This window comes from Pontibacter lucknowensis (assembly GCF_900156415.1).
Classification (GTDB): Bacteria; Bacteroidota; Bacteroidia; order Cytophagales; family Hymenobacteraceae; genus Pontibacter; species Pontibacter lucknowensis.
On sequence record NZ_FTNM01000001.1, the window covers coordinates 579,027 to 605,954 of the forward strand.

Consider the following 26,928-nt stretch of genomic DNA (forward strand, 5'->3'; position numbering starts at 1 on the left):
TTATTGGCGACGCTTACGCTTAGGAGCTCCGTCAGTTTTCTTGCGATCACCACGGCCTCTTCTATCGCCACCCTGTGCACCTGCTCCACCTTTGGTATCCATGTCTGCATTAGGAGTAAGGTCTTTTTTACCGTAAACCTCTCCTTTGAAGATCCATACTTTGATACCTAGCTTACCATATACAGTCTGAGCTTCAGACAATGCATAATCGATATCAGCACGAAGTGTGTGCAGAGGAGTTCTGCCTTCTTTGTAGTGCTCAGTTCTTGCCATTTCAGCACCGCCTAGACGACCTGAAACCTGAACTTTGATACCTTCAGCACCAACACGCAGCGCAGAAGCAATCGCTTGCTTCATCGCACGACGGAAAGAGATACGGGCCTGCAGCTGCTGAGCGATAGACTCACCTACCAGCTTTGCATCAAGCTCAGGACGCTTAATTTCAAAAATGTTTATCTGAACATCTTTGTTAGTAAGCTTCTTAAGCTCTTCCTTGATCTTATCTACTTCCTGTCCGCCTTTACCGATTACTACACCAGGTCTGGCAGTGTTGATAGTGATAGTGATGCGCTTTAGGGTTCTTTCAATGATAATTTTAGAAATACCACCTTTAGGAATACGCGCTAAAATATACTTTCTGATTTTCTCGTCTTCAACCAGTTTCTCAGCGAAATCTTTGCCACCATACCAGTTAGAATCCCAACCTTTGATAACTCCTAGGCGAAAACCGATCGGATTTACTTTCTGTCCCATGTTCTTACTTATTGGCTTTTTTAGATTTCTTTGATTGCTGTTGCTCAAGTTGCTCTTCAGTCATGCTGTCTATTACAAGAGTCACATGATTAGATCTTTTTCTGATTCTGTAACCACGGCCCTGTGGTGCAGGACGCAGACGCTTCAGCATTTTACCTTCATCTACAAAGATCTCTTTGATATAAAGATTAGCATCTTCTATGCGAGCATCTTCATTCTTCTGCTGCCAGTTAGAAAGAGCTGATAAAAGGAGCTTTTCAATTCTTGCAGCACCTGAGTTTGCTTCGAATTTCAATAATCCAAGGGCTTTGTTTACGCTCTTGCCGCGTACCAGACCCGCTACTAATCGCATTTTGCGAGGAGAAGTAGGTACGTTCTTAAGTCTTGCTACTGCTTCCATTTTATCGCTTGCCTTTATCTTTTTTAGCAATATGACCTCTAAAGTTTCTGGTTGGGGCAAACTCTCCAAGTTTGTGACCTACCATGTTCTCAGTCACATAAACAGGAATGAATTTATTTCCGTTATGAACTGCGAATGTGTGACCTACGAAATCCGGAGAAATCATGGATCTGCGTGACCAAGTCTTGATAACAGTCTTCTTACCAGACTCGTTCATCACGTCTACTTTCTTCTCGAGCCTATAGTCAATATAAGGCCCTTTTTTTAATGATCTAGCCATTTACTATTTCTTTCCTCTATTAACTATAAGTTTCTCAGAATGCTTTTTCTTGCTGCGTGTCTTAAGACCTTTAGCCAGCAAGCCTTTGCGTGAACGTGGGTGACCGCCAGATGACTTGCCTTCACCACCACCCATAGGGTGATCGACAGGGTTCATGGCAACACCACGTACTCTTGGACGCTTACCTAACCATCTGTTACGACCGGCTTTACCAATCTTAACATTCATATGATCAGAGTTAGAAACTGTTCCTACAGTTGCGTAGCAATTTACAAGCACCATACGAAGTTCACCAGATGGCAACTTGATAGTTGCATAGCGACCTTCTCTTGCAACTAGCTGTGCATAAGAACCTGCACTTCTGGCAAGTGTTGCACCTTGGCCAGGCTGCAATTCGATGTTGTGAATGATTGTACCTAGAGGAATGTCAGATAAAGGAAGGCAGTTACCTACTTCTGGTGCATTACCTGGTCCTGAAACTATCTCAGTTCCCACCTGGATTCCAGATGGTGCAATGATATAGCTTTTCTCACCGTCTGCATAATAAAGCAGTGCAATACGAGCAGTTCTGTTCGGATCGTACTCGATTGTTTTAACCGTAGCAGGCACACCGTGCTTTGTACGCTTAAAGTCAATCACTCTGTACTTCTGCTTATGACCACCGCCCATATAGCGCATAGTCATTTTACCTGAGTTGTTGCGTCCACCAGATTTTTTACTCGGTGCCAACAAAGATTTCTCTGGAGTAGCCGTCGTGATCTCATCGAACGCTGGCGCTACACGGAATCTTTGACCTGGTGTTGTTGGTCTTAACTTCTTTAAAGCCATTGTTATTTAATTAAATGCTGCTGTAAAAGTCGATTACTTCACCCTCTTTCAGGGTAACGATTGCTTTTTTCTTAGAAGATGTACGGCCAGTTACAGCGCCAGACTTAGTATACTTGCTCTTTACTTTGCCTTGCGTCTTCATGGTAGCTACCTTTTCTACAGTAACTCCGTAAAGCTTCTCAACTGCCTTTTTGATTTCTACTTTGTTGGCTTTAATGTTCACCTCGAAAGCATACTTTCCAACCTCGTTCATGGCAGCGAATTTTTCCGTCAGAAGCGGTTTTTTCAGGATCATAATATTATGCGCTTAGGAGGTTTTCAATAATGTTAACTGAATCTTCAACCAGCAGTACACGGTCTGTATTCAACAGGTCGTATGTATTCAAATCGCTAGCTGTAGAAATCTTCACCTTATTCAGGTTGCGGCCGGAAAGAACAACATTCTTATCCACTGCAGGTATTACTAGTAAAGTTTTACCTTCTACCTTCAGGTTGCTAAGCATGCTTTTGAATTCTTTCGTTTTCGGAGCTTCAAAAGTGAAAGCCTCAACCAAAGAAACTTTATTGTCTTTTACTAACAATGAAAGAGCAGAAGCACGAGCAACTTCCTTAAGCTTTTTGTTAAGCTTAAAGCTGTAGTTTCTTGGTTTTGGTCCAAATACTCTACCACCACCTACAAAAAGAGGAGCTTTCAAGCTACCTGCACGAGCTCCACCAGTACCTTTTTGCTTTTTGATCTTCTTAGTAGATCCAGCTACTTCGTTTCTTTCTTTGGACTTGTGCGTACCTTGTCTCTGATTAGCCAGGTACTGCTTCACGTCAAGATACATTGCATGCTCGTTCGGTGTAGCACCAAACACAGCATCAGAAAGTGTTACCTTTCTACCTGTATCCTCACCTTTAATATTCAATACAGAAAGCTCCATTTTTATTTCTCAATTAACACGTAAGAATTCTTGGCACCTGGAACAGAGCCACTAACTACTAACAGATTTTTGTCTGCGATTACACGAACCACTGTTAAGTTCTGTATCTTAACACGGTTACCGCCCATACGACCGGCCATGCGCATACCTTTGAATACTCTTGATGGCCAAGAGCACGCACCAATTGAACCAGGGTGTCTTGCTCTGTTGTGCTGACCGTGTGTCTGGCCACCTACACCGGCAAAGTTGTGACGCTTTACAACGCCTTGAAAACCTTTACCTTTTGATGTACCCACTACGTCAACATACTCTCCTTCTTCGAAGAGATTCACATCTACTGTATCACCAAGATTCAGAGATATTCCTTCTACATCGAATTCAGCAACTTTTTTCTTGGCTGTCGTATTAGCTTTTTTGCAATGTCCAGCTTCTGCTTTCGTTACTCTTTTAAGCTTTTTGTCGCCGTAGCCAAGCTGCACCGCTGCGTAGCCATCAGTCTCAACCGTCTTCACTTGAGTAACTACACATGGTCCTGCTTGAATAAGCGTAACTGGCGTGTATTTACCATCTGTAGTGAAGAGGCTTGTCATTCCGATTTTTTTACCGATAATTCCAGGCATTCAACTTGTTTTTTAAAAGATGGATATAATGATTTTATCCCACAGCTCTCGCTAAGGGAGTGCAAAGTTAATAAAATTTAAAATGCTTTAGCAACTTTTGTCTAAAATATTATTAATCAGCGCATAAAAAAAGAGAACCCGAAGGTTCTCTTTTTAATATTCGATCTGTTCTTATCAAACTTTGATCTCAACATCCACACCGCTAGGAAGTTCTAACTTCATCAGTGCGTCTACTGTTTTAGAGCTTGTAGAGTAGATATCAACCAGACGCTTGTAAGTGCAAAGCTGAAACTGCTCTCTGGATTTCTTGTTCACGTGTGGTGAACGAAGAACTGTGAATTTATCCTTCTCTGTAGGCAGAGGAATAGGACCGCTTACGATAGCTCCAGTAGCCTTTACAGCTTTTACAATCTTCTCAGAAGATTTGTCTACCAGGTTATGGTCGTAAGACTTAAGCTTAATTCTAATTTTCTGATTCATTATCTTTTACTACTATTTAGCTGCAGTTCCTTTTAATTTAGCAATGATGCCATCGGCCAGGTTTTGTGGTACTTGCTCGTAATGAGAAAAAGTAAGAGAAGCCGTTGCTCTACCTGAAGTAATGGTACGAAGGTCAGTTACGTAACCAAACAGTTCTGAAAGCGGAACGTCTGCCTTCACTACTGTAGATGTTCCTTTCGTATCCATACCTTTCATGATACCTCTTCTTCTGTTCAAGTCACCAGTTACAGGACCTGTGTACTCATCCGGAGTCACTACATCTACAGCCATGATTGGCTCAAGTAGTTTCGGAGCACACTGCTTACCTGCTTCTTTGAAGCCCTGACGTGCAGCCAGTTCAAAAGAAAGTGAGTCAGAGTCAACGTCGTGGAATGAACCGTGGAACAAACGAACTTTCATAGAGTCGATTGGGAAGCCAGCCAGAATACCATTCTTCATTGCTTCTTCGAACCCTTTCTGAATTGCCGGGATGAATTCTCTTGGAATCACACCACCCACAATTGCATTTTCGAACTCCAGTCCTTGCTTGCCATCTTCACGTGGTCCCATTGTGAACACGATGTCGGCAAACTTACCACGACCACCTGACTGCTTCTTGAACACTTCTCTGTGCTCAACTGCTTTCGTGATAGTTTCTTTGTAAGCTACCTGTGGAGCACCCTGGTTCAGTTCAACCTTGAATTCACGCTTCATACGGTCGATGATGATCTCAAGGTGAAGCTCACCCATACCTCTAAGGATAGTCTGACCTGTTTCCTCGTCAGTGTTTACCTGGAGGGTTGGGTCTTCCTCAACAAGTTTGGCGATTGCCATACCCATTTTATCGGAGTCAGCCTGCGTCTTAGGCTCAATTGCGTAACCAATTACTGGCTCAGGGAACTCCATCGATTCCAGAACGATTTTAGCGCTCTGATCGCAAAGTGTATCACCTGTTTTGATGTCTTTAAAGCCTACTACTGCAGCAATATCACCAGCTTGCAGTTTGTCAATCTGGATTTGCTTATTGGCATGCATCTGGAAAATACGCGAGATACGCTCTTTGTTTCCAGATCTTGAGTTATACACATACGATCCTGAGTCAAGTACTCCTGAGTATGCACGTACAAAGCAAAGACGACCTACATAAGGGTCTGTAGCAATTTTAAATGCAAGGCCTGCGAATGGATCAGTCTCTGACGGCTTTCTTGCTACTTCTGCACCTGTGTCAGGGTTTGTACCAATAATGCTTTCTTTGTCAACTGGTGATGGAAGCAATGCCATTACATAGTCAAGCATTGTTTGTACACCTTTATTCTTGAAAGAAGAACCGCACAGCATTGGCACGATTGCCATGTCAATAGTTGCAGCACGAAGAGCATTAAGAATTTCTGCTTCTGTGATTGAATTAGGATCTTCGAAGTATTTCTCCATCAAAGTCTCATCATATTCAGCTACAGCTTCCAAAAGTTTCTCTCTGTATTCCTCTGCTTCTTCTATCATATCATCTGGAATAGGAACTTCAGTAAAGGTCATACCTTTATCGCTCTCATTCCATACAATACCTCTGAAGTTAACTAGGTCAACTACACCCTTGAAGTTGTCTTCAGAACCGATTGGCAACTGAAGTGCAACAGCGTTGCTACCAAGCATTTCTTTTACCTGACGGCATACGTTCAGGAAGTCAGCGCCCGAGCGGTCCATTTTATTAACGAAACCGATACGAGCTACTTTATAGTTGTCAGCAAGTCTCCAGTTTGTCTCAGACTGAGGTTCAACCCCATCAACTGCACTGAAAAGGAATACCAGACCATCCAGTACACGCAGTGAACGGTTTACCTCAACTGTAAAGTCTACGTGACCTGGAGTATCGATAATGTTGATATGGTAGTCGTTACCTCTGTATGGCCAGTTTACAGTAACAGCTGCGGAAGTAATTGTGATACCACGCTCTTGCTCCTGCTCCATCCAGTCAGTGGTAGCACCACCTTCGTGAACCTCACCTAATTTGTGAGATTTACCTGTATAGTAAAGTATACGCTCTGTTGTTGTTGTTTTACCAGCGTCAATGTGAGCGGCAATACCAATATTACGTGTGTATTTTAAGTCCCTTGCCATTAATTAAAATCTAAAGTGTGAGAATGCTTTGTTTGCCTCGGCCATTCTGTGCGTGTCGTCTTTCTTCTTAACGGCAGCACCTTCACCTTTTGCAGCTGCGATGATCTCACCAGCTAATTTGTCTTTCATTGTCTTCTCACCTCTCTTACGAGCGTAAGAGATCATCCACTTGATACCAAGAGATACTCTGCGATCCGGACGAACCTCAGTCGGCACTTGGAAAGTAGCACCACCTACGCGGCGGCTTTTTACCTCTACGCTTGGCATCACATTGTTCAATGCTTTCTTCCAAGTCTCAAGGCCGTTCTCTTTCGTTCTTTGCTCTACTAATTCTACAGCATCATAGAAGATACCATAAGCAATACTTTTCTTACCATCTTCCATCAGATAGTTTACGAAACGTGTTACTAAGGTCTCTTTGAATTTTGGATCAGGAAGGAGAACTCTACTTTTAGGCTTTGCTTTTCTCATTGTAATATAATTCTATCAATTATTTTTTCTTACCACCTTTACCTGCAGCAGCGGCTGGCTGGCCTGGCTTAGGTCTCTTAGCACCGTACTTCGAGCGTGACTGCAAACGGCCGTTAACTCCGGCTGTATCCAGTGCACCGCGTACGATGTGATAACGAACACCTGGAAGGTCTTTCACTCTACCACCTCTGATAAGCACAATAGAGTGCTCCTGAAGGTTGTGACCTTCACCTGGGATATAAGCGTTCACTTCTTTACCGTTCGTAAGTCTAACCCTAGCTACTTTACGCATAGCTGAGTTTGGCTTCTTAGGAGTGGTTGTATACACTCTTGTACATACACCACGGCGTTGTGGGCATGAATCTAGGGCTGGAGACTTCGACTTTGAAGTTAACTTCTCTCTTCCCTTTCTTACTAATTGCTGTATAGTAGGCATTTATAATTTGTTAATTATAGATATTTTTCACTCTAAAATTTGGTCTGCAAAGGTAGGAAAACCATTTTGCAAATTCAAAATTTTAATTCATTAATTATTAGCACATTAGGCTTCGCCTACTGTTCCTCCAAAGTTCATTGGGAAAGATGGTGCTTCATTTGCCGGTTTAATTTCCCCAAAGCTGCTTTCGAACTTTTGAATGTTATCGGCCAGAGCCGCCAATAATCTTTTGGCATGCTCTGGCGTGATAACTATTCTTGATTTCACTTTTGCTTTAGGCAATCCTGGCATCAGTCTTATAAAATCAATCACAAACTCGCCACTTGAATGGGCTATCATTGCCAGGTTGGCATATTCCCCCTCTGCTATCTCTTCAGATAACTCAATGTTTATTTGATTTTGATTTTTCAGTTCCTCTGCCATACCTGCTTATCTATTGTTCTGTAGTTCCTGCTGCTTGGCGCGGCTTCCAACTCCAGACTTCTTTGATTCTACCAATGAATCGTATTCTTCCTGGCTTCCAACAATTAAGTTTTGGTAATCGCGCAGACCTGTACCAGCCGGGATCAGGTGACCTACGATCACGTTTTCCTTAAGACCTAACAGTTCATCGGCTTTACCTTTGATCGCTGCTTCGCTCAGTACTTTCGTAGTTTCCTGGAACGACGCTGCTGAAATAAAGCTTTGTGTACCCAATGAAGCTTGTGTAATACCTTGCAAGGTTGGACGCGAAACTGCTGGAGATGCATCACGTACAGTCACCAGTTTCAAGTCACGACGTTTCAAACTAGAGTTTTCGTCACGCAGTCTTCTAGCTGTCACGATCTGGCCTGGCTTCAGGTTAGTTGAGTCACCTGCTTCCTCTACCACTTTCATGTCGATAATGCGGTCGTTTTCTTCCATGAAGTTGATCTTGTCAACCACCTGGTGTTCCAAGAAGCTTGTATCACCTGCGTCGATGATCACAACTTTTTGCATCATCTGGCGAACTACTACCTCAATGTGCTTATCGTTGATCTTCACACCCTGCAAGCGGTATACTTCCTGAATCTCATTTACCAGGTACTCTTGTACTGCACCCGGCCCTTGAATATTCAGAATGTCTGTTGGTGTAATAGCTCCATCTGAAAGTGGCATACCTGCACGAACAAAGTCATTGTCCTGTACCAGGATGTGCTTAGAAAGCGGCACCATGTACTTCTTCTTCACTCCGTCTTTCGACTCAATGAAGATTTCGCGGTTACCTCGCTTCACGCTACCATATGTTACCACACCATCAATCTCAGATACAACCGCCGGGTTAGAAGGGTTACGCGCCTCGAATAGTTCAGTCACTCGTGGAAGACCACCTGTAATATCGCGTGTTTTACCAATTGCACGCGGGATTTTCACCAGGATCTGACCAGCTTTAATTTTCTCACCGTTCTCAACTGTCAAGTGAGCTCCTACTGGAATGTTATAGCCTTTCGACTCTCCACTCTTCGGATTCACAATGATAGCCGGGTTCTGGGTTTTATCTTTCGTATCGATAATCACCTTCTCACGGTATCCTGTCTGTTCGTCCGATTCCTCTCGGTAAGTTATACCTTCTATGATTGACTCGTAAGCAATCTCACCGTCAAACTCAGAAAGGATTACTGCGTTATATGGATCCCACATACACAGTTGGTCACCTTTTTCTACAAGCTGCCCATCATTCACGGTGATGAATGAACCGTAAGGCACGTGGTTGCTGATTAACAGTTTACCAGTTGCCGGATCAACGATCTTAACCTCTCCTGAACGACCCATTACTACTTTCACTGGCTCACCTTCATTGTTGATGGTTTCGATCGTACGAACATCTTCAAATTCGATTTTACCAGCGAACTTCGCACGGATCATAGCATCTACTGCAATGTTTGATGCTGTACCACCTACGTGGAATGTACGAAGTGTCAACTGTGTACCAGGCTCACCGATTGACTGTGCGGCGATTACACCAACAGCCTCACCTTTCTGCACCATAAAGCCTGTTGCCAAGTTACGGCCGTAGCACTTAGCACAGATACCGCGCTTGGATTCGCAAGTCAGTACAGACCGAATCTCTACTGTCTCGATCGCAGTGTTCTCTATAGCACGTGCTACTTCCTCTGTTACTTCTGAGCCTGACTCTACAATCAGTTCGTTTGTAATCGGATCATAGACATCGTGTACAGTTACACGGCCCAGGATACGCTCAGAAAGCGACTCCACAATATCTTCGTTATCCTTCAGTGCACTCACTTCCAGACCTCTCAGTGTACCGCAGTCTTCTTCGTTCACAATAACGTCCTGTGACACGTCTACCAGACGACGTGTAAGGTAACCAGCATCCGCAGTTTTAAGGGCAGTATCAGCAAGACCTTTACGGGCACCGTGTGTAGAGATGAAGTACTCGATTACATCCAGACCTTCCTTAAAGTTAGAAAGGATCGGGTTCTCGATAATCTCACCTACTGAGCCTTGCAATGATTTCTGAGGTTTCGCCATCAGACCACGCATACCACCCAGCTGACGAATCTGCTCTCTCGAACCACGAGCACCTGAGTGCATCATCATGAAGATCGAGTTGAAGCCCTGGTCGTCATTCTCCAGACGGCGCATCAACGTTTCAGTAATCTGGTTGTTGATACGAGTCCAAATATCAATTACCTGGTTGTAACGCTCGTTGTCAGTGATCAGACCCATGGAGTAGTTCTGCCATACAGCGTCTACATCTTTCTTGGCCTGTGCTACCAGGATATCTTTCTCTGCTGGAATCTGGATATCGCCCAGACCCATTGAAAGCCCTCCTTTGTAAGCAGACTGGAAACCTAGTGTCTTGATATCATCCAGGAAGTGGGCTGTACGAGCCATACCTGTTTCCTTGAACACGCGAGAGATGATCTGCTGAAGTTTTTTCTTCGTTAACAGCTCGTCGATGTATCCAACTTCTTCCGGAACAAACTGGTTGAAGATCACGCGACCGGCAACTGTCTCGATCAGTTTTGTCTCGAGTTCGCCTTTCTCGTTCTTAACCTTGGTTCTTACTTTAATATAAGCCTGCTTAGACAGACGACCTTCGTTGATGGCAATAATTACTTCCTCCGCAGAGTAGAAGCTCATGCCTTCACCAGGTATATGTTCGTTTTCTGTGCTACGCTTTCCTTTTGATACATAGTACAAACCAAGTACCATGTCCTGAGAAGGTACCGCAATTGGCGCACCGTTAGCAGGGTTCAGGATGTTATGCGAAGCAAGCATCAGCATTGAAGCTTCCAAAACAGCAGCAGGTCCAAGTGGAACGTGCACGGCCATCTGGTCACCGTCAAAGTCGGCGTTAAATGCCGTACACACTAATGGGTGCAGCTGGATCGCCTTTCCTTCGATCAGTTTCGGCTGGAATGCCTGTATACCTAATCTGTGGAGCGTAGGAGCGCGGTTAAGGAGTACTGGATGGCCTTTCAGCACGTTCTCCAGGATGTCCCAAACAACAGGGTCCTTACGGTCTACAATTTTCTTGGCTGACTTTACAGTCTTAACAATGCCTCTTTCGATCAGCTTGCGGATGATGAACGGCTTGAAAAGCTCAGCTGCCATGTTCTTAGGCAGACCGCACTCGTGCAGCTTCAGTTCTGGACCAACTACAATTACCGAACGGCCAGAGTAGTCAACACGCTTACCAAGCAAGTTCTGACGGAAACGTCCCTGCTTACCTTTCAGCATGTCAGAGAGTGACTTCAGCGCACGGTTGCCCTCTGCACGAACAGCGTTCACTTTACGTGAGTTGTCGAACAGGGAGTCAACCGCTTCCTGCAGCATTCGCTTCTCGTTACGAAGGATTACTTCAGGAGCTTTGATTTCAATCAGACGCTTCAGACGGTTGTTACGGATAATAACACGACGGTAAAGGTCGTTCAAGTCAGACGTAGCGAAACGGCCACCATCCAACGGAACAAGTGGGCGAAGCTCTGGTGGAATAACAGGAACCATGCGGATGATCATCCACTCTGGTCGGTTTTCGATTCTTGTTGTAGCATCACGGAATGCTTCCACTACACGAAGACGCTTCAAGGCCTCAGCCTTACGCTGCTGCGACGTCTCATGAGCGGCAGCGTGACGAAGCTCGTAGGACAAGTCGTCCAGGTTCGTACGCTCCAACAGCATCTGCAATGCTTCAGCACCCATCTTCGCGATGAACTTGTTTGGATCGTTGTTATCCAACATTTGGTTCTCGCGTGGGAGCTTGTCAATCATATCCAGGTACTCGTCTTCGGTCAGGAAGTCCAGTGTGTTCACACCGTCTTCTGCCAAAATACCTGGCTGGATTACTACATATCTTTCATAGTAGATGATCTGGTCAAGCTTCTTGGTAGGTAAGCCTAACAGATAACCGATTTTGTTCGGAAGAGATTTGAAGTACCAGATGTGCGCTACAGGAACTACCAGTTCGATGTGGCCCATGCGCTCACGGCGCACTTTCTTCTCAGTAACCTCCACACCGCAACGGTCGCAGATGATGCCTTTATATCTGATTCTCTTATATTTTCCGCAGTGGCATTCCCAGTCCTTTACAGGTCCGAATATTCTTTCGCAGAATAGACCACCCATCTCAGGCTTATAGGTTCTATAGTTGATTGTCTCAGGCTTTGTAACCTCGCCATTTGATCTTTCCAGAATCGACTCTGGAGAGGCCAGGCTTATCGTTACTTTGGAGAAGTCCTGAGTTAGCTTTTTGTTTTTTGCAAATGCCATATTATTACAATAATGTCGATACAATGAATATGCCTTACAGCGAATCTGTATAAAGTGCGCTAAGCGCCCTGACTTTTGCCAGGACGCTTAGCTTATACTTTACTATTCTAAGGTGATCTCGAGTGCCAGACCTCTTAACTCGTGAATCAATACATTGAATGATTCAGGGATATTTGGCTTCGGCAACACATCGCCTTTCACGATTGCTTCATAAGCTTTCGCACGGCCGATCACATCGTCAGATTTCACTGTAAGTATTTCCTGCAGTACGTTCGAAGCACCGAATGCCTCGAGAGCCCACACCTCCATCTCACCGAAACGCTGCCCACCGAACTGAGCTTTACCGCCCAATGGCTGCTGCGTAATAAGTGAGTATGGTCCGATAGAACGTGCGTGCATCTTATCGTCAACCAAGTGGCCCAGTTTAAGCATGTAAATCACACCTACTGTTACCGGCTGATCGAAACGATCACCTGACAGACCATCGTACAGGTATGTACGGCCGAAGCTAGGCAATCCAGCTTCTCTTAATTCAGACTGTACCTGCTCTTCTGTAGCACCGTCGAAGATCGGAGTAGCATAAGTTCTACCCAACTTCTTGCCGGCCCATCCAAGCACGGTTTCATAAATCTGACCGATGTTCATCCTTGAAGGTACACCCAATGGGTTTAGCACGATATCCATTGGTTCACCTGTTTCCAGGAACGGCATATCTTCCTCACGCACAATACGGGCAACCACACCTTTGTTACCGTGACGACCAGCCATCTTGTCACCCACTTTCAGCTTACGCTTCTTCGCAATGTATACCTTGGCTAACTGCACGATACCTGCTGGCAACTCATCTCCTACCTCCAGTGTGAATCGCTCACGCTTGAAGTGCGCAGAAGTGATGTTGCGGCGCTTGTTATAGTTCTTCACAAGCTCCACCAGCATGCTGTTGGTCTTCTCGTCGGCAGTCCAGTTCTCCAGAATCAGATCCTTAAACATGTTCACCTCTTCCGGAACCGCATAGTTACTTTCGTCCTTATATGGGTTCTTTTCTGGGAACAATGCTTCAATGATGTTCTTGCGAGAGAACTTAACTCCTTTCGTCAGGATTTCATCGCCGAACTTGTGCTTGATACCCTGCGATGTCTTGCCTTCCAGCAGAGCCACCAGTTTATCAACCATCACATTCTTAATGGCGTTCAGATCCTTCGAGTATTTAACTTTAAGCTCTTCAACCTCTTTCTTAGACTTAGCCCGCAGGTTTTTGTCTTTCTTAGGTCTTGAGAAAAGTTTTGTCTCAATTACTACACCGTTCAGTGATGGCGGCGCCTTAAGCGATGCATCCTTCACATCACCGGCTTTGTCACCAAAGATGGCACGTAGAAGTTTTTCTTCCGGTGTCGGGTCAGTCTCACCTTTTGGTGTAATCTTACCGATCAGGATATCACCTTCACGAACCTCAGCACCGATACGGATAATACCGTTCTCGTCCAGGTTCTTCACGGCTTCCTCGCTCACGTTCGGAATCTCAGAAGTAAGTTCTTCTTCACCACGCTTGGTCTCACGAACTTCAAGCTCGAATTCCTCGATGTGGATAGAAGTGAAGATATCATCTCTTACTACTTTTTCAGAGATAACAATAGCATCCTCGAAATTGTAACCTTGCCAAGGCATGAACGCCACTTGCATGTTACGACCGATTGCGAGTTCACCATTATTAGTAGCATAACCCTCGCACAGCGGCTGACCTTTGGTTACACGCTGTCCAGTGTAAACAATCGGCGTTAAATTGATACAGGTATCCTGGTTCGTTCTTCTGAACTTAATCAGGTTGTATGTTACATACTCTGCATCAAAGGCAACCAACTTCTCTTCTTCTGTCAGATCGTATTTTACAACAATCTTATTAGCGTCTACGAAGTCAATTACACCATCACCTTCAGCGATTACCAGTGCTCTTGAGTCAATAGCCGCTCTTCTTTCCAGACCAGTACCTACGATTGGTGCTTCTGCTTTCAAAAGTGGAACCGCCTGGCGTTGCATGTTTGAACCCATCAGGGCACGGTTGGCGTCATCGTGCTCCAGGAATGGAATCAATGATGCCGCTACCGATACAATTTGGTTCGGCGCAACGTCCATATAGGTATAGGTCTTAGGTTCTTCCACAGGGAAGTCACCTTCGAATCTACCTTTTACTCTATCATTGATGAAGTTACCACTGTCATCGATAATGGCATTAGCCTGCGCGATGTGGTGAGTATCTTCCTCTTCTGCTGTCAGGTATTCAACCGATCCATCCATCTCTACTATACCTTCGTTTACCTTGCGGTAAGGCGTCTCGATAAAGCCCATGTGGTTTACTCGAGCATGCACGCATAGTGATGAAATCAGACCAATGTTCGGACCTTCCGGAGTTTCAATTGTACACAGACGACCGTAGTGCGTGTAGTGAACGTCACGTACTTCGAAACCTGCACGCTCTCTGGATAGACCACCTGGTCCCAATGCAGATACACGACGCTTGTGCGTCACTTCTGCCAGTGGGTTAGTCTGGTCCATAAACTGAGATAGCTGGTTAGTTCCGAAGAACGAGTTGATCACAGAAGACAGCGTACGCGCGTTGATCAAATCAACAGGCTTGAAGTCCTCGTTGTCACGCACGTTCATACGCTCTTTGATTGTTCTTGCCATACGGGCAAGACCAACGCCAAACTGCGCATATAGCTGCTCGCCTACCGTTCTTACACGGCGGTTGCTCAAGTGGTCTATATCATCTACTACAGCCTTGGAGTTGATCAGACCGATCAGATACTTTACAATAAGAACGATGTCCTCATTTGTAAGCACTTTTGCGTCCCAGTTTGTATCCAGACCGAGCTTCTTATTGATTCTGTAGCGGCCAACTTCACCAAGATCGTAACGCTTGTCAGAGAAGAACAGCTTCTGGATAATGTCACGCGCAGTTTCTTCGTCTGGCGCCTCTGTATTACGAAGCTGACGATAAATCTGCTCTACTGCTTCTTTCTCAGAGTTTGAATTATCCTTCTGAAGCGTATTGTAGATAATGGCATAGTCCGCAATGTTCACGTTTTCACGGTGAAGAATGATAGACTTGGTACCAGAATCCAGAATAACGTCGATATCGTCTTGCGTAATTTCTGAATCACGCTCAAGAAGTACTTCGTTACGATCAATTGATACTACTTCACCTGTATCCTCATCCACAAAGTCTTCTGTCCATGTGCGTAACACACGTGCAGCCAACTTTCTGCCGATCGCATTCTTCAGATTTGTCTTTGTAGCAGGCAACTCTTCAGAAAGACCGAACAGGTCAAGGATATCTTTATCTGTACCATAACCAATAGCACGCAAGAGCGTTGTTACCGGAAATTTCTTCTTACGGTCAATGTAGGCATACATGACGTTGTTTACGTCTGTTGCAAACTCAACCCAAGATCCTTTGAAAGGAATAATTCTGGCAGAATAAAGTTTTGTACCGTTTGTGTGCTTGCTTTGAGCAAAGAACACACCCGGAGATCTGTGAAGTTGAGATACAATAACACGTTCAGCACCGTTGATAACAAATGAGCCTTTCTCGGTCATGTATGGGATATTACCCAAGAACACTTCCTGCTCGATTGTCTCAAAGTCTTCATTGTCCTCATCGTTACAGATGAGACGAAGCTTGGCCTTTAGCGGAACCGAATAAGTTAGACCACGGTCAATACACTCATCTACTGAGTATTTTGGCGGGTCGATATGGTAGTCGATAAACTCTAGTACAAAGTTTTCTCGTGAATCGGAAATCGGAAAGTTCTCAGCGAACACCTTGAACAAACCTTCCTGTGCTCTATTTTCAGCAGGAGTCTCCAGCTGGAAGAAGTCCTGGAATGACTGTAGCTGAACATCTAAGAAGTCAGGATAGTCAATTACCGGATTTATAGAGGCAAAATTGATTCGCTCTGTCGTTTTATTCTTAGCCAAAGCCTTGGAATTTTAACGTTTACAATATGATTCCAGCACACAGCCATTCGTATAGCCATGGGCAAAAAAAGGATTCAAATTTGAATCCGTATACAAACAGGAAAAGACCTGACTAAACTGCCAGGTCTACCTGTTCTCGGTATGTTGGTAAGTGAGATTATTTAACCTCTACTTCAGCGCCAGCTTCTTCCAAAGACTTCTTCAGTGATTCAGCTTCGTTCTTATCCACACCTTCTTTCAAAGGCTTAGGAGCGCCGTCTACCAGTTCTTTAGCTTCTTTCAGGCCAAGACCAGTCAATTCTTTTACAAGCTTAACAACTGCAAGCTTAGATGCACCAGCTGACTTAAGGATTACGTCAAAAGAAGTTTTCTCTTCTGCAGCAGCTCCTCCTTCAGCAGCACCACCACCAGCCATCATAACTGGAGCAGCAGCAGCTGGCTCGATACCATACTCATCCTTAAGAATTGTAGCTAGTTCATTAACCTCTTTCACAGTTAAGTTTACTAACTGCTCAGCGAATGCTTTCAAATCTGCCATTTTATTGAAATTAAAAGTTACTTATTGATTACGTTTTTAAAATTATTCTTTTTCAGATAGGGTTTTCAGGATACCGGCTAGTTTGCCGCCGCTGCTCTGAAGAGCAGAAACAACATTCTTAGCTGGAGACTGAAGCAAGCCGATGATATCACCGATAAGCTCATGCTTAGACTTGATGCTGGCAAGTGTATCCAGTTGGTTTTCGCCAATGTAGATACCGCCATCAATATAGGCACCCTTCAATAATGGAAGTGCGTTACCTTTCTTTCTGAAGTCTTTCAGAAGCTTACCAGGAGCATTGCCTGATTCAGTAGAAAACAAGATACCAGATGATCCTTTCAGGATAGCTTCCAGATTAGTGGTGTCTGCCTCTAAGGTATCTAATGCTTTCTTAATGAAAGTGTTTTTGTAAACTTTGTACTCCAACCCTCTTTCGAAGGCTAATCTCCTGAACTGGTTGATGCTCGCTACAGTCATAGTAGATGCATCTGTGATATAGAAATAGTTAGTGTTCGCTAACTTCTCGCTCAGGTCTTTAACAATTATCTCTTTTTCTTCCCTGGTCATGTTCTTAGATAGTTGCGTTCTTGTCAACGATTACGGCCGGGCTCATTGTGCTAGACAATGTTATGCTCTTAATGTAAGTACCCTTTGCTGAAGATGGCTTCAGGCGGTTCAGTGTAGCAATCACTTCTGCAGCGTTAGCAGCTAACTGCTCTGGTGAGAAAGAAACTTTGCCTACACTTGTATGGATGATACCATACTTGTCAACTTTAAAGTCAATCTTACCTGCTTTAACTTCTTTTACTGCTTTAGCTACGTCTTGTGTAACTGTACCAGATTTAGGGTTTGGCATCAGGTTACGAGGACCTAAGATTCTACCTAAACGACCTACTTTAGCCATTACAGCTGGCATCGTGATGATCACGTCTACATCTGTCCAGCCTTTTTCAATCTTTTGGATATAGTCATCCAGACCTACGAAGTCAGCGCCTGCATCTTTGGCTTCCTGCTCTTTGTCAGGTGTTACCAATGCCAGTACTTTTACGTCTTTACCTGTGCCATGTGGAAGGGTAACAATACCACGAACCATCTGGTCGGCTTTGCGAGGGTCAACGCCTAAGCGTACATCAATATCAACAGAGGCATCAAACTTGGTAAAAGTGATATCTTTTACTACTGAAGCCGCATCTGTTAAAGAATACTCTTTTGTCAGGTCAGCCTTTTCTAAGGCTGCTTTCCTGTTCTTTGAAATCTTCGCCATTATCCTTTAACTCTAATTATTCGTTCCACGGAGCGTTTCCAGACACTGTAATACCCATGCTTCTAGCTGTACCAGCTACCATTTTCATGGCGGCTTCCAGTTTGAAAGCATTTAAGTCAGGCATTTTCAGCTCTGCAATCTCTCTTACCTGATCCCATGTAACTGAACCTACTTTGTTACGGTTTGGCTCTTTAGAACCACCCTTAATCTTAGCAGCATCCATTAACAATACCGGAGCAGGAGGCGTCTTAATAACGAAGTCGAAGGACTTATCTGCGTATATTGTAATCAACACTGGTAACACTTGTCCTGGCTTATCCTGGGTTCTAGCATTGAACTGCTTACAGAACTCCATGATGTTAAGACCTTTAGAACCAAGTGCAGGTCCAATCGGTGGCGATGGGTTCGCGGCACCTCCCTTTACCTGAAGTTTCAGGTAACCTTTTATTTCCTTTGCCATTATTTGTATTTACTACGATTCTTTTTCTACCTGCATGTAATTCAGCTCAACTGGTGTGTTACGGCCGAATATCTTTACCATAACGTTAAGCTTCTTACGTTCTTCGAACACTTCCTCCACAGTACCTGAGAATCCACTGAAAGGACCGTCCATCACTTTCACCATTTCTCCAACTAAGAATGGAGTATCCAATACTTCTGCCTGTTCTTCAGCTTCGTCAACAGTACCCAGGATTCTGTTTACTTCAGACTGCCTAAGCGGAACCGGCTTTTTATTCTGACCGCCTTCGTTTGACCCAAGGAAGCCGATAACGCCTGGTGTGCTGATGATAATGTGTTCAGCTTCTCCATGTGAAAGATCAGCTTGTACCAGTACATATCCCGGAAAGAAATTTCTCTCTCTGATCTTCTTCTTTCCACCACGCATCTCATACACCTTCTCGGCTGGTATGAGAACCTGAGGAACGTACTCTCCAAGATTCTGTCTTACTACTTCGTTCTCCAGATACGCCTTTGCCTTTTTCTCCTGTCCGCTTACAGCGCGAACCACATACCATTTTAAATCAGCCATAGACTCAAATTAAAATTGGTTGTAAAACCAAGACAGCGACGAATCAAAAACGAAATCCATAGCTCCAACTACCAGAGCAAATATTAAAGACCCGATCAACACCAATACAGAGCTATTCTGCAGGTCAGAATATGCAGGCCATGAAACTTTGTTTTTCATTTCCTCCACTGTCTCGTCTATGTAGCCTTTTACTTTGCTCATCGCCTTCGCTTTAATAGGATTTAAATTGCACGGGTGGAGAGACTCGAACTCCCAGCCAATGGTTTTGGAGACCACTACTCTACCAATTGAGCTACACCCGTAAAAAAATGCACACCAATTTTAATTGGAGTGCAAATTTATTTAAAAGAATATTAAAAACAAACCCGTTTCCGAAAAAGATTCCAGAAACGGGTCAGTTTTATATATTATTAGTCAAGGATTTCAGTTACCTGACCGGCACCTACTGTTCTACCACCCTCACGGATAGCGAAACGCAGACCTTTCTCCATTGCTACTGCGTTGATCAGGTTCACCTCGATAGTGATGTTATCACCAGGCATAACCATTTCTACGCCTTCTGGCAGCATGATCTCACCAGTAACGTCTGTCGTTCTGAAGTAGAACTGTGGACGGTACTTGTTGAAGAACGGCGTGTGACGTCCACCTTCTTCTTTAGAAAGAACGTAAACCTCAGCCTTGAACTTCGTGTGAGGCTTCACAGAACCTGGCTTACAGATAACCATACCACGACGGATATCAGATTTTTCAATACCACGAAGCAATAGACCTACGTTGTCACCAGCTTCACCACGGTCAAGGATCTTACGGAACATCTCAACACCAGTTACTACTGACTTAAGGTTCTCAGCACCCATACCCAGGATTTCAACTGCCTCACCAGAGTTGATCACACCACGCTCGATACGGCCTGTAGCTACAGTACCACGACCAGTGATTGAGAACACGTCCTCAACTGGCATCAGGAATGGAAGGTCAGTCAAACGAGCTGGAATCGGAATATAGCTATCAACTGCAGCCATCAATTCTTCGATTGTCTTCACCCACTTCTCGTCGCCGTTCAAGCCACCAAGAGCAGAACCCTGGATAACTGGAATGTTGTCGCCGTCGAAATCATAGAAAGAAAGAAGCTCACGGATTTCCATCTCAACAAGCTCAAGAAGCTCTGGATCGTCCACCATGTCAACTTTGTTCATGAATACTACCAGCTGAGGTACACCTACCTGACGAGCAAGAAGGATGTGCTCACGAGTCTGTGGCATTGGACCATCAGTTGCAGCAACCACAAGGATAGCACCGTCCATCTGAGCAGCACCAGTAACCATGTTCTTCACGTAGTCAGCGTGACCTGGGCAGTCAACGTGAGCATAGTGACGGTTCTCAGTTGCGTATTCTACGTGAGAAGTATTGATTGTAATACCTCTTTCTTTTTCTTCCGGAGCGTTATCAATAGAAGAGAAGTCGCGAAGTGCAGCAAGACCTTTCTTAGCCAAAACTGTAGTAATGGCAGCAGTCAAAGTTGTTTTGCCGTGGTCAACGTGACCGATAGTACCGATGTTTACGTGCGGTTTGGAACGGTCAAATGTTTCTTTAGCCATTGTATGATAATTAAATTAAGGTTAAAACGTTTAAGTATGTTGCGTTAATTATACACGTAACGGACTTTGAGCCAACGATGGGAATTGAACCCACGACCCCTTCCTTACCAAGGAAGTACTCTACCCCTGAGCTACGTCGGCTTTTGCCATCACTTATCTTAAAAATGAGTTTATACTAAAAAGGAAATCCATCTTCATGAAATTCCTTACAAAGCAACCCATAATTGATAAGCAGCACGCCGTTTGCTTATTGAGCGGGAGACGAGGGTCGAACTCGCGGCCTATAGCTTGGAAGGCTATCGCTCTACCAACTGAGCTACTCCCGCTTTTAATGAAGCAAACCATTAAATAGCGTGGTCTTAATTGTGGGGAGAGCAGGATTCGAACCTGCGAAGTATCACTACAACGGAGTTACAGTCCGTCCCATTTGGCCGCTCTGGAATCTCCCCTAATATTCAACCTGGCTGACTTATTCAGCCTTTCCTTAGCACTTCAAAACTGTTTTTCAGTCCGCTGTTCGTTCTAAGGAGATGCAAAATTAAGCGCTTTTTCTTTCCAGTCAAATATTCTCTAAAAAATTATTCACTTTTTTTTTCTGGGTGCTCTACAACGCAACCTGATTGTACAGTTCCAGAAGCCTTTTATCTTGCTCATTCGCTCTTATTTCTTTAAGCAACTCTACTATCTCGGGACGCTCTGAATGCACCATAAGTGTTTGAAAGGCAGCCATGCGTACGTAATACAGTCGATGCTCCTGTGCTAATTCTGCCAGCATACCAATCGCCTCGGGGGTATAGGCTTCCGGGTTTACCGCCATAAATGCGCCGTAGCTCTGCAACAGATAATAAAGGCCTGCTCCTTTGGCATTTTTCATCTGCTTCATAAACCAATCATACTTTTTCGCTCCTCCTTTCACTGCATAGTATGAAGCCAGCGCCAGCACGATTTCCTCATTTGTCTCCTTTTCAAAACTAGCCAGGCGTTGGTTGATGTCAGGTGCCTCTGTCATAGCATAGCCCAGTATACCTGCGGCTGCCACTTTGTAGGAGTCATCTTCCATTGCTTTCTTATATAGCTCACTATACTCATCATCGCCCCATTCAGAAAGCAGCATGATCGCACCTGCTCTTACTTCACCCTTTGCATCGCTTTCAGCTATTCGCTTCACAATTGGCTCCAGCGTTTCTGTCTGCTTAGCTGGCAATCGTCCCGCTACATCTAAAGCCAGGTTTCGCACAGCCCAGAATTCGTCTTTCAAAACGCCCTGTAACAGGCTTACCATTTCCTGCTGGCTTAACTCCTTCTCCAACTCTTCCAATGCCGCAAGTTTTGCAGCCAACCCGCCTGCATTGTTAAACTGAAACTCCAATTCTTCGGCTGTCTTCGCATGCTCTACAGTACCAAGTAGCTGCTGCTCGCTGTCAAACAGCACAAGTTGCGGCTCTGCATCCACAGGCAGGTTAAACACCTGGTTTGCTTTTGTGATCTCGATACTATGTTCTGCTTTCTTGCCATTTTCCCAAACTGCTACTTTCAGCGGCAACCTATACACTGGCTGGTATATTGTATCCTGTTGCTGCCATACCTGAAGCGCAAGCGCACCGTTCTGATAAGTATGGCTAACTTTAAGCTCCGGATGACCGGCTCGCAGGAACCACTGATCAAAGAACCACATTAAGTCTTCGCCAGTAGTATCTTCAAAGGCCATGCGCAATTCAGCCACTTCTACATCTGAGAATTTGTTCTGTGTGAGGTAGCGGTTAAGTGAAGAGAAGAAGGCTTCGTCCCCAACATATTTGCGTAGCATGTGCAGCACACGGCCGCCCTTGGCATAGGAGTGACTGTCGAACATGTCTTCCCGATCCGCATAGCGATAGCGAATCAGCGGTTCGCGCTTACTTTCGGATTCATCAAGGTACTGCCCCAATTCGTCCAGGTGATGGAAGGCGGCTTCATCAGCACCGTACTTGTGCTCTGTCCACAGGTATTCAGAATAGTTGGCGAACGCCTCGTTAAGCGGCAGGTTAGCCCAGGATTCTGTGGTCACGTAGTTACCGAACCACTGGTGGAACAGTTCGTGCGCAATGATGCCATCCCAGTTTTTATCGAGAAGCTCCCGCTCATTCAGTTGCAGATCTTCCATGAAAGTAGAGGCCGACGTGTTTTCCATAGCTCCTGACACAAAGTCGCGCACGACCACCTGCGAGTATTTCGACCAGGGGTAATCCACGCCTAGTTTTTTTGAGAAGAACTCAAGCATTTCGGGCGTATTACCAAATATCTTCTTCGCAGTTTTCTCATAAGCCGGCTCCACATAGTAGTTCACCTCCAGGTCACGCCACTTGTCTTTTACTACGGCATACTCCCCAATGGCCATCATGGTCAGGTATGGCGCGTGAGCCTGCTCCATTTTCCAGTAGTCGGTCTTGGTGCCATTCGGGTTTTTGCGTGAGTAGACGAAGGTGCCGTTGGAGAGTGTGGTGAACTGCTGATCCACGGTAATGTATAGCTCCTGCGTCATGCGCTCGTTTGGCGAGTCGATTGTCGGGAACCAGGCAGAGTTCGCTTCGGTTTCGCCCTGGGTCCAGATTTGGCGTGGCTTGTTTGGCTCCTCCCCTTTCGGGTTGATGAAGTAGAGTCCTTTGTCTTCGGTGATCGCATCACTGCCACCTACTGCCAGTTCATTTGGCTTAGCCGTATAATCTATCTCAATGAGATACTTGTCGTTTCGGGTATACGTTTTGTCCAGGTCAATTGTCAGCTTCATTCCATCGTAGATATACTGAAGCTCCTTCGCGTCAAAACCATTCATTAGGTTCACGCTGTGGATATCAAAACCTTTGGCATCTAATACAAGCTTATTCTGGGGATAGAAATAAGGCTTGAGGGTAAGCTCTGCGATGCCATGCAGATATTGCTTATCCCAGTCAAAACTCACGCGCAGTTTGGTATGCAGCAAGTCGTGCACCCGTGTTTTGGAGGGGTTGAAGGCATGGTTCTTTGGGGCCCAGACAGGAGGCTCGGCAACTTCTACAGCCGGTTTACCTGTTACTGGCTCAACCGCGGGAGTCGCCTTCGTTTGTTTGTTCACGCTGCAGCCGCCTGTAAAAGCCATAGCGGCAGCAAGGCCAACTATGCTCAGAAACCTATGATTCATGATGGAATGTTTTAATTTTGAGCTCAATTTCTAAAAATACTCTGATAAATCAATTATCTTTAAGCTTCCAAAACCTGATTTACAAAGATGCTCCAGATAAAAACCGCTAACGACAAGACATGGCAGGTTGATATTCAAAAAGACGCTATTCTCCTTAATGGATCACCTTTCAACTGGGACATTTCTCCCCTTGGCCCTAACAGATATCATATCATAAAAGACGATAAGTCGTATACCGCAGAGTTGGTAGAAGCTGACTATCAGGCCAAAACATTCACTTTTAAGATAAATGGCATCAAGCAGACCGTGAGCGCGAAAGACCGCTTTGACCTGCTGCTTGACAAATTAGGTATGAGCAACGCCAACGCCCAGAAAGTGAACGATGTGAAGGCACCTATGCCTGGCTTGATACTTGAAATAAAAGTACAGCCCGGGCAGGAAGTGAAGAAAGGCGACCCTATCATGATATTGGAGGCGATGAAGATGGAGAACATCCTCAAATCTCCTGGAGACGGCGTGGTGAAGGAAATAAAGGTAGCCGTGAAGCAGAACGTGGAGAAAAATCAGATCCTGATTCAATTTTAATTTTTTTTGTGTTGCCGGATGGGCAGCACGTACTGCCTTGCCGCGACATGAGCACCATAAATGTTAACATTACTATAAAACGACCGTGAAGTATAAAAGAATATTGCTGAAGTTAAGCGGCGAAGCGCTAATGGGAGAACAGCAGTACGGCATTGACTCTGACAGGCTGATGCAGTACTCGCAGGAGATTAAAGAAGTGGCCGCACTTGGCGTTGAGGTAGCAGTAGTGATTGGTGGAGGCAACATCTTCAGAGGTGTGCAAGCTGAGCAGGTGGGCCTTGACCGCGTACAGGGTGATTACATGGGCATGCTGGCAACTGTCATCAACAGCATGGCTTTGCAGAGTGCGCTCGAAAAGCTAGGCGTTTATACCCGCTTACTTTCTGGCCTTAATATCCAGCAGGTATGTGAGCCTTATATACGTCGCCGTGCAGTGCGTCACCTTGAAAAAGGACGTGTCGTTATTTTCGGAGCTGGCACAGGCAATCCCTACTTCACAACCGACTCAGCCGCCAGCCTTCGTGCCATCGAAATAGAAGCGGACGTTGTATTGAAGGGTACCCGTGTAGACGGCATATACTCAGCTGACCCAGAGAAGGACCCGAACGCAATTTTCTACTCGAATATCTCATTCAAAGACGTGTTCGAGAAAGGCCTGAACGTAATGGATATGACTGCCTTTACACTCTGCAAGGAAAACGGCTTGCCAATCATTGTATTCGACATGAACACCGGAGGCAACCTGAAGCGACTGGTACAGGGCGAGAAAATCGGCACGCTTGTAAGCATGGAAGACCTGGCAGACTCAATAGAAGAAGCCATCGATAATATCCAGGCTTCAGAAGGAGCAGGCTCAACTGACAAGAATTAATAAATTGCAGTATACATAAGATAACAGAAGAACCTTATTAAGCTAAAATTGATATGACGGAAGAAATTCAGTTTTACCTCAGCGAAGCCGAGGAGTCGATGCAAAAATCGGTACAGCATACAAACTCTGAGCTGCTTAAAATCAGAGCTGGCAAAGCCTCTCCTGCCATGGTAGAGGATCTGCGCGTAGATTATTATGGCACTCCAACTCCTATCTCTCAGGTTGCTGGTATTACCACCCCAGACGCACGCACGCTCTTGATCAAGCCATGGGAGAAGAACATGGTTGCTGAAATTGGCAAAGCCATCAAAAACAGTGACCTAAACCTGAATCCGCAGCATGAAGCAGATTCCATCCGTCTGAACATTCCGCCACTGACGGAAGAGCGTCGCCGTGACCTGGTGAAGCAAGTGAAGAACGAGACTGAAAACGGCAAGATTGCGATTCGCAACATTCGCAAAGATGTGAACGACTCACTGCGAAAACTGCAGAAAGAAGGCACCTCAGAAGATGCTGTGCGTGATGCGGAAGCTAAAGTTCAGAAGATGACAGACAGCTACATTGTGAAAATGGACGAGCTCCTTGCGAAGAAAGAAGCTGAGATCATGACCGTGTAAGCATCTCATACCTTTATAAAGGAGAAGCCCGCTGAGCATTCAGCGGGCTTCTCCTTTTATATGCCTGTGCATTATTTACAGGTATAGCTTGTGCACCTTGATATACTCTGCCACCTCGTCTGGCACCATATACTTGATCGACTTTTCCTCCTTGATACATTTCCGAATAAATGTAGCCGATATATCCAGCACAGGAGCCTTGATGAAAGTCACATTGGGCATAGCCGGCAATTCGGTGGTAACAGAGCCAGAGCGCGGGTATACATATACACGGTGATATTCCAGTATACGATCATAGTTCTTCCATTTTGGGAAGAGTGGCAGATTGTCCTCCCCCATGATCAATACAAACTCGTAGCTTGGGTACTTTTCCTGCAGGTAGGTAAGCGTGTCGATGGTATAGCTCGGCTTGGGCATGTTGAACTCGATGTTCGAAACGCCTAGACTTGGGTTATCAGCCACGGCCAATGATACCATATGCAGCCGGTCAAACTCGTGCAGCAGCGTATTGCTGGGCTTGAAGGGGTTCTGTGGCGACACCACCAGCCAAACCGTATCCAGGTCTGTGTTATTGGCCATGAAATTAGCCAGTATCAGGTGCCCGATGTGAATGGGGTTAAAGGAGCCGAACAGCAGCCCTACTTTCATACGATGGCCGGTTCAGCGTTCAGAAACTCGTTTACCAGTTTTTCTGCCTTAGAGCAGGCTTCTTCCAGATTGTCGTTTACGATCACCTTGTCGAACTGGTCTTCAAACTTCATCTCAAACTCCGCTTTGAATACACGGCTCGAAATGCTGGAAGCAGAGTCGGTGTTGCGGGCCTGCAGGCGCTTGGCCAACTCCTCTATTGAAGGCGGCTTCACGAAAACCGCCAGTGCTCTCTCTTTGTAAAAATGCTTTATACTCAGTCCCCCTTTTACATCCACGTCCAGTATCACGTGTTTGCCACTTTCCCAGATACGTTCTATTTCAGATTTCAAAGTGCCGTAGAAGGCGCCTTCGTATACCTCTTCCCACTCTACAAATTCGTCTTTAGCGATCTTCTGCTTAAATTCTTCCGGTGTTATGAAGTAGTAGTCTTTTCCGTTTTCTTCGGTGCGGCCGCGCTTGTCGCGTGTGCAGGCCGAAATAGAGAAGGCAAGTAGTGGGTTTACCTGCAAGAGGTGCTTTACAATAGTAGTTTTGCCGGCGCCGGAGGGTGCCGAAAAAATGATAATCTTTCCTTGCAT

Annotated in this window: 27 protein-coding genes and 4 tRNA genes; 3 read left to right on the forward strand and 28 right to left on the reverse strand. The window is 45.2% G+C overall.

Translation table 11 applies throughout. The features are described 5' to 3' along the window. The 26 genes from rpsC to BW972_RS02685 form a co-directional block, all read right to left on the reverse strand. Positions 1 to 753: a 30S ribosomal protein S3 gene (gene rpsC / locus BW972_RS02560; protein WP_007654291.1), complete on the reverse strand. Its 753-nt coding sequence runs from the start codon at positions 751 to 753 to the stop codon at positions 1 to 3. A gap of 4 nt (positions 754 to 757) precedes the next feature. Beyond that, the gene (gene rplV / locus BW972_RS02565) at positions 758 to 1,153 is read right to left on the reverse strand and encodes a 50S ribosomal protein L22 (protein ID WP_040573772.1); all 396 of its coding nucleotides are present in this window, start codon (positions 1,151 to 1,153) and stop codon (positions 758 to 760) included. Between the two features lies 1 nt (position 1,154). Continuing rightward, positions 1,155 to 1,433 carry a 30S ribosomal protein S19 gene (gene rpsS, locus BW972_RS02570; RefSeq protein WP_076420878.1) on the reverse strand — a complete coding sequence of 93 codons (279 nt, stop codon included), beginning with the start codon at positions 1,431 to 1,433 and terminating at the stop codon, positions 1,155 to 1,157. Between the two features lie 3 nt (positions 1,434 to 1,436). Next, on the reverse strand, positions 1,437 to 2,261 hold the full coding sequence (gene rplB, locus BW972_RS02575; RefSeq protein ID WP_007654299.1) for a 50S ribosomal protein L2: 825 nt from the start codon (positions 2,259 to 2,261) through the stop codon (positions 1,437 to 1,439). 10 nt (positions 2,262 to 2,271) lie between these two features. After that, positions 2,272 to 2,559, reverse strand: coding sequence for a 50S ribosomal protein L23 (gene rplW, locus BW972_RS02580; protein WP_040573765.1), 288 nt, complete (start codon positions 2,557 to 2,559; stop codon positions 2,272 to 2,274). Between the two features lies 1 nt (position 2,560). Beyond that, on the reverse strand, positions 2,561 to 3,187 hold the full coding sequence (rplD, locus tag BW972_RS02585) for a 50S ribosomal protein L4 (protein WP_076420880.1): 627 nt from the start codon (positions 3,185 to 3,187) through the stop codon (positions 2,561 to 2,563). 2 nt (positions 3,188 to 3,189) lie between these two features. Beyond that, the gene (rplC, locus tag BW972_RS02590; RefSeq protein WP_076420882.1) at positions 3,190 to 3,807 is read right to left on the reverse strand and encodes a 50S ribosomal protein L3; all 618 of its coding nucleotides are present in this window, start codon (positions 3,805 to 3,807) and stop codon (positions 3,190 to 3,192) included. Positions 3,808 to 3,981: 174 nt separating this feature from the next. Next, the gene (gene rpsJ, locus BW972_RS02595) at positions 3,982 to 4,287 is read right to left on the reverse strand and encodes a 30S ribosomal protein S10 (protein ID WP_007654312.1); all 306 of its coding nucleotides are present in this window, start codon (positions 4,285 to 4,287) and stop codon (positions 3,982 to 3,984) included. 12 nt (positions 4,288 to 4,299) lie between these two features. Beyond that, positions 4,300 to 6,402 (reverse strand): elongation factor G, encoded by a 2,103-nt coding sequence (gene fusA, locus BW972_RS02600; protein WP_007654314.1) that lies wholly within the window; start codon positions 6,400 to 6,402, stop codon positions 4,300 to 4,302. Between the two features lie 3 nt (positions 6,403 to 6,405). Next, entirely contained in the window at positions 6,406 to 6,873 is a 468-nt protein-coding gene (gene rpsG, locus BW972_RS02605) for a 30S ribosomal protein S7 (RefSeq protein WP_007654316.1), read from the reverse strand. A gap of 19 nt (positions 6,874 to 6,892) precedes the next feature. After that, on the reverse strand, positions 6,893 to 7,309 hold the full coding sequence (gene rpsL, locus BW972_RS02610) for a 30S ribosomal protein S12 (RefSeq protein ID WP_007654317.1): 417 nt from the start codon (positions 7,307 to 7,309) through the stop codon (positions 6,893 to 6,895). A gap of 105 nt (positions 7,310 to 7,414) precedes the next feature. Then, positions 7,415 to 7,732, reverse strand: a complete 318-nt coding sequence (locus tag BW972_RS02615; protein WP_076420884.1) for a DUF3467 domain-containing protein — start codon at positions 7,730 to 7,732, stop codon at positions 7,415 to 7,417. Positions 7,733 to 7,738: 6 nt separating this feature from the next. Further along, positions 7,739 to 12,064 carry a DNA-directed RNA polymerase subunit beta' gene (gene rpoC / locus BW972_RS02620; RefSeq protein WP_076420886.1) on the reverse strand — a complete coding sequence of 1,442 codons (4,326 nt, stop codon included), beginning with the start codon at positions 12,062 to 12,064 and terminating at the stop codon, positions 7,739 to 7,741. 102 nt (positions 12,065 to 12,166) lie between these two features. Continuing rightward, the gene (rpoB, locus tag BW972_RS02625) at positions 12,167 to 16,039 is read right to left on the reverse strand and encodes a DNA-directed RNA polymerase subunit beta (protein ID WP_076420888.1); all 3,873 of its coding nucleotides are present in this window, start codon (positions 16,037 to 16,039) and stop codon (positions 12,167 to 12,169) included. 157 nt (positions 16,040 to 16,196) lie between these two features. Continuing rightward, positions 16,197 to 16,577, reverse strand: a complete 381-nt coding sequence (rplL, locus tag BW972_RS02630) for a 50S ribosomal protein L7/L12 (RefSeq protein WP_007654319.1) — start codon at positions 16,575 to 16,577, stop codon at positions 16,197 to 16,199. Positions 16,578 to 16,619: 42 nt separating this feature from the next. Beyond that, positions 16,620 to 17,144, reverse strand: a complete 525-nt coding sequence (gene rplJ / locus BW972_RS02635; RefSeq protein ID WP_007654320.1) for a 50S ribosomal protein L10 — start codon at positions 17,142 to 17,144, stop codon at positions 16,620 to 16,622. Positions 17,145 to 17,148: 4 nt separating this feature from the next. Next, complete coding sequence (rplA, locus tag BW972_RS02640) at positions 17,149 to 17,841, reverse strand: 50S ribosomal protein L1 (RefSeq protein ID WP_007654321.1); 693 nt, start codon at positions 17,839 to 17,841, stop codon at positions 17,149 to 17,151. Positions 17,842 to 17,857: 16 nt separating this feature from the next. Further along, the gene (gene rplK / locus BW972_RS02645) at positions 17,858 to 18,301 is read right to left on the reverse strand and encodes a 50S ribosomal protein L11 (protein WP_007654322.1); all 444 of its coding nucleotides are present in this window, start codon (positions 18,299 to 18,301) and stop codon (positions 17,858 to 17,860) included. Between the two features lie 12 nt (positions 18,302 to 18,313). Continuing rightward, positions 18,314 to 18,871: a transcription termination/antitermination protein NusG gene (gene nusG / locus BW972_RS02650; RefSeq protein WP_007654323.1), complete on the reverse strand. Its 558-nt coding sequence runs from the start codon at positions 18,869 to 18,871 to the stop codon at positions 18,314 to 18,316. A gap of 9 nt (positions 18,872 to 18,880) precedes the next feature. Then, positions 18,881 to 19,072, reverse strand: coding sequence for a preprotein translocase subunit SecE (gene secE / locus BW972_RS02655; RefSeq protein ID WP_007654324.1), 192 nt, complete (start codon positions 19,070 to 19,072; stop codon positions 18,881 to 18,883). 28 nt (positions 19,073 to 19,100) lie between these two features. Then, a tRNA-Trp gene (locus tag BW972_RS02660) sits at positions 19,101 to 19,173 on the reverse strand. A gap of 108 nt (positions 19,174 to 19,281) precedes the next feature. Then, the gene (gene tuf / locus BW972_RS02665) at positions 19,282 to 20,469 is read right to left on the reverse strand and encodes an elongation factor Tu (RefSeq protein WP_076420890.1); all 1,188 of its coding nucleotides are present in this window, start codon (positions 20,467 to 20,469) and stop codon (positions 19,282 to 19,284) included. A gap of 69 nt (positions 20,470 to 20,538) precedes the next feature. Next, positions 20,539 to 20,610: transfer RNA gene (locus BW972_RS02670), tRNA-Thr, on the reverse strand. 112 nt (positions 20,611 to 20,722) lie between these two features. Then, positions 20,723 to 20,795: transfer RNA gene (locus tag BW972_RS02675), tRNA-Gly, on the reverse strand. 40 nt (positions 20,796 to 20,835) lie between these two features. After that, positions 20,836 to 20,918 (reverse strand) — tRNA-Tyr (locus BW972_RS02680). Between the two features lie 155 nt (positions 20,919 to 21,073). Further along, complete coding sequence (locus BW972_RS02685; protein WP_076420892.1) at positions 21,074 to 23,626, reverse strand: M1 family metallopeptidase; 2,553 nt, start codon at positions 23,624 to 23,626, stop codon at positions 21,074 to 21,076. 87 nt (positions 23,627 to 23,713) lie between these two features. Between BW972_RS02685 and BW972_RS02690 the strand changes: the two genes are divergently transcribed. The 3 genes from BW972_RS02690 (at position 23,714) to frr (ending at position 25,699) form a co-directional block, all read left to right on the forward strand. Next, positions 23,714 to 24,211, forward strand: a complete 498-nt coding sequence (locus BW972_RS02690) for an acyl-CoA carboxylase biotin carboxyl carrier protein subunit (protein WP_076420894.1) — start codon at positions 23,714 to 23,716, stop codon at positions 24,209 to 24,211. 85 nt (positions 24,212 to 24,296) lie between these two features. Next, positions 24,297 to 25,082, forward strand: a complete 786-nt coding sequence (gene pyrH, locus BW972_RS02695) for a UMP kinase (RefSeq protein ID WP_007653646.1) — start codon at positions 24,297 to 24,299, stop codon at positions 25,080 to 25,082. Positions 25,083 to 25,135: 53 nt separating this feature from the next. Continuing rightward, positions 25,136 to 25,699, forward strand: a complete 564-nt coding sequence (gene frr / locus BW972_RS02700; RefSeq protein WP_076420896.1) for a ribosome recycling factor — start codon at positions 25,136 to 25,138, stop codon at positions 25,697 to 25,699. A 75-nt stretch (positions 25,700 to 25,774) separates the two neighbouring features. On the opposite strand, the gene nadD is transcribed toward frr, so the two are convergent. Continuing rightward, on the reverse strand, positions 25,775 to 26,347 hold the full coding sequence (nadD, locus tag BW972_RS02705; protein WP_007653445.1) for a nicotinate (nicotinamide) nucleotide adenylyltransferase: 573 nt from the start codon (positions 26,345 to 26,347) through the stop codon (positions 25,775 to 25,777). Then, a complete protein-coding gene (gene gmk, locus BW972_RS02710) occupies positions 26,344 to 26,928 on the reverse strand; it encodes a guanylate kinase (RefSeq protein ID WP_007653446.1) in 585 nt (194 codons plus the stop codon). Before gmk ends, nadD begins: the two co-directional genes overlap by 4 nt.

What these genes read in the sequence shown, in the direction of transcription:
- rpsC (WP_007654291.1), bottom strand. Translation starts at nt 753, where the DNA reads ATGGGACAGAAAGTAAATCCGATCGGTTTTCGCCTAGGAGTTATCAAA.
- rpsL (WP_007654317.1), bottom strand. Translation starts at nt 7,309, where the DNA reads ATGCCTACTATACAGCAATTAGTAAGAAAGGGAAGAGAGAAGTTAACT.
- rplL (WP_007654319.1), bottom strand. Translation starts at nt 16,577, where the DNA reads ATGGCAGATTTGAAAGCATTCGCTGAGCAGTTAGTAAACTTAACTGTG.
- frr (WP_076420896.1), top strand. Translation starts at nt 25,136, where the DNA reads ATGACGGAAGAAATTCAGTTTTACCTCAGCGAAGCCGAGGAGTCGATG.
- rpsG (WP_007654316.1), bottom strand. Translation starts at nt 6,873, where the DNA reads ATGAGAAAAGCAAAGCCTAAAAGTAGAGTTCTCCTTCCTGATCCAAAA.
- gmk (WP_007653446.1), bottom strand. Translation starts at nt 26,928, where the DNA reads ATGCAAGGAAAGATTATCATTTTTTCGGCACCCTCCGGCGCCGGCAAA.
- nusG (WP_007654323.1), bottom strand. Translation starts at nt 18,871, where the DNA reads ATGGCTGATTTAAAATGGTATGTGGTTCGCGCTGTAAGCGGACAGGAG.
- rpoC (WP_076420886.1), bottom strand. Translation starts at nt 12,064, where the DNA reads ATGGCATTTGCAAAAAACAAAAAGCTAACTCAGGACTTCTCCAAAGTA.
- secE (WP_007654324.1), bottom strand. Translation starts at nt 19,072, where the DNA reads ATGAGCAAAGTAAAAGGCTACATAGACGAGACAGTGGAGGAAATGAAA.
- BW972_RS02690 (WP_076420894.1), top strand. Translation starts at nt 23,714, where the DNA reads ATGCTCCAGATAAAAACCGCTAACGACAAGACATGGCAGGTTGATATT.
- rpsJ (WP_007654312.1), bottom strand. Translation starts at nt 4,287, where the DNA reads ATGAATCAGAAAATTAGAATTAAGCTTAAGTCTTACGACCATAACCTG.
- rplB (WP_007654299.1), bottom strand. Translation starts at nt 2,261, where the DNA reads ATGGCTTTAAAGAAGTTAAGACCAACAACACCAGGTCAAAGATTCCGT.
- rplV (WP_040573772.1), bottom strand. Translation starts at nt 1,153, where the DNA reads ATGGAAGCAGTAGCAAGACTTAAGAACGTACCTACTTCTCCTCGCAAA.
- rpsS (WP_076420878.1), bottom strand. Translation starts at nt 1,433, where the DNA reads ATGGCTAGATCATTAAAAAAAGGGCCTTATATTGACTATAGGCTCGAG.
- rplD (WP_076420880.1), bottom strand. Translation starts at nt 3,187, where the DNA reads ATGGAGCTTTCTGTATTGAATATTAAAGGTGAGGATACAGGTAGAAAG.
- fusA (WP_007654314.1), bottom strand. Translation starts at nt 6,402, where the DNA reads ATGGCAAGGGACTTAAAATACACACGTAATATTGGTATTGCCGCTCAC.
- nadD (WP_007653445.1), bottom strand. Translation starts at nt 26,347, where the DNA reads ATGAAAGTAGGGCTGCTGTTCGGCTCCTTTAACCCCATTCACATCGGG.
- rplK (WP_007654322.1), bottom strand. Translation starts at nt 18,301, where the DNA reads ATGGCAAAGGAAATAAAAGGTTACCTGAAACTTCAGGTAAAGGGAGGT.
- rplJ (WP_007654320.1), bottom strand. Translation starts at nt 17,144, where the DNA reads ATGACCAGGGAAGAAAAAGAGATAATTGTTAAAGACCTGAGCGAGAAG.
- rplC (WP_076420882.1), bottom strand. Translation starts at nt 3,807, where the DNA reads ATGCCTGGAATTATCGGTAAAAAAATCGGAATGACAAGCCTCTTCACT.
- BW972_RS02685 (WP_076420892.1), bottom strand. Translation starts at nt 23,626, where the DNA reads ATGAATCATAGGTTTCTGAGCATAGTTGGCCTTGCTGCCGCTATGGCT.
- rplA (WP_007654321.1), bottom strand. Translation starts at nt 17,841, where the DNA reads ATGGCGAAGATTTCAAAGAACAGGAAAGCAGCCTTAGAAAAGGCTGAC.
- tuf (WP_076420890.1), bottom strand. Translation starts at nt 20,469, where the DNA reads ATGGCTAAAGAAACATTTGACCGTTCCAAACCGCACGTAAACATCGGT.
- BW972_RS02615 (WP_076420884.1), bottom strand. Translation starts at nt 7,732, where the DNA reads ATGGCAGAGGAACTGAAAAATCAAAATCAAATAAACATTGAGTTATCT.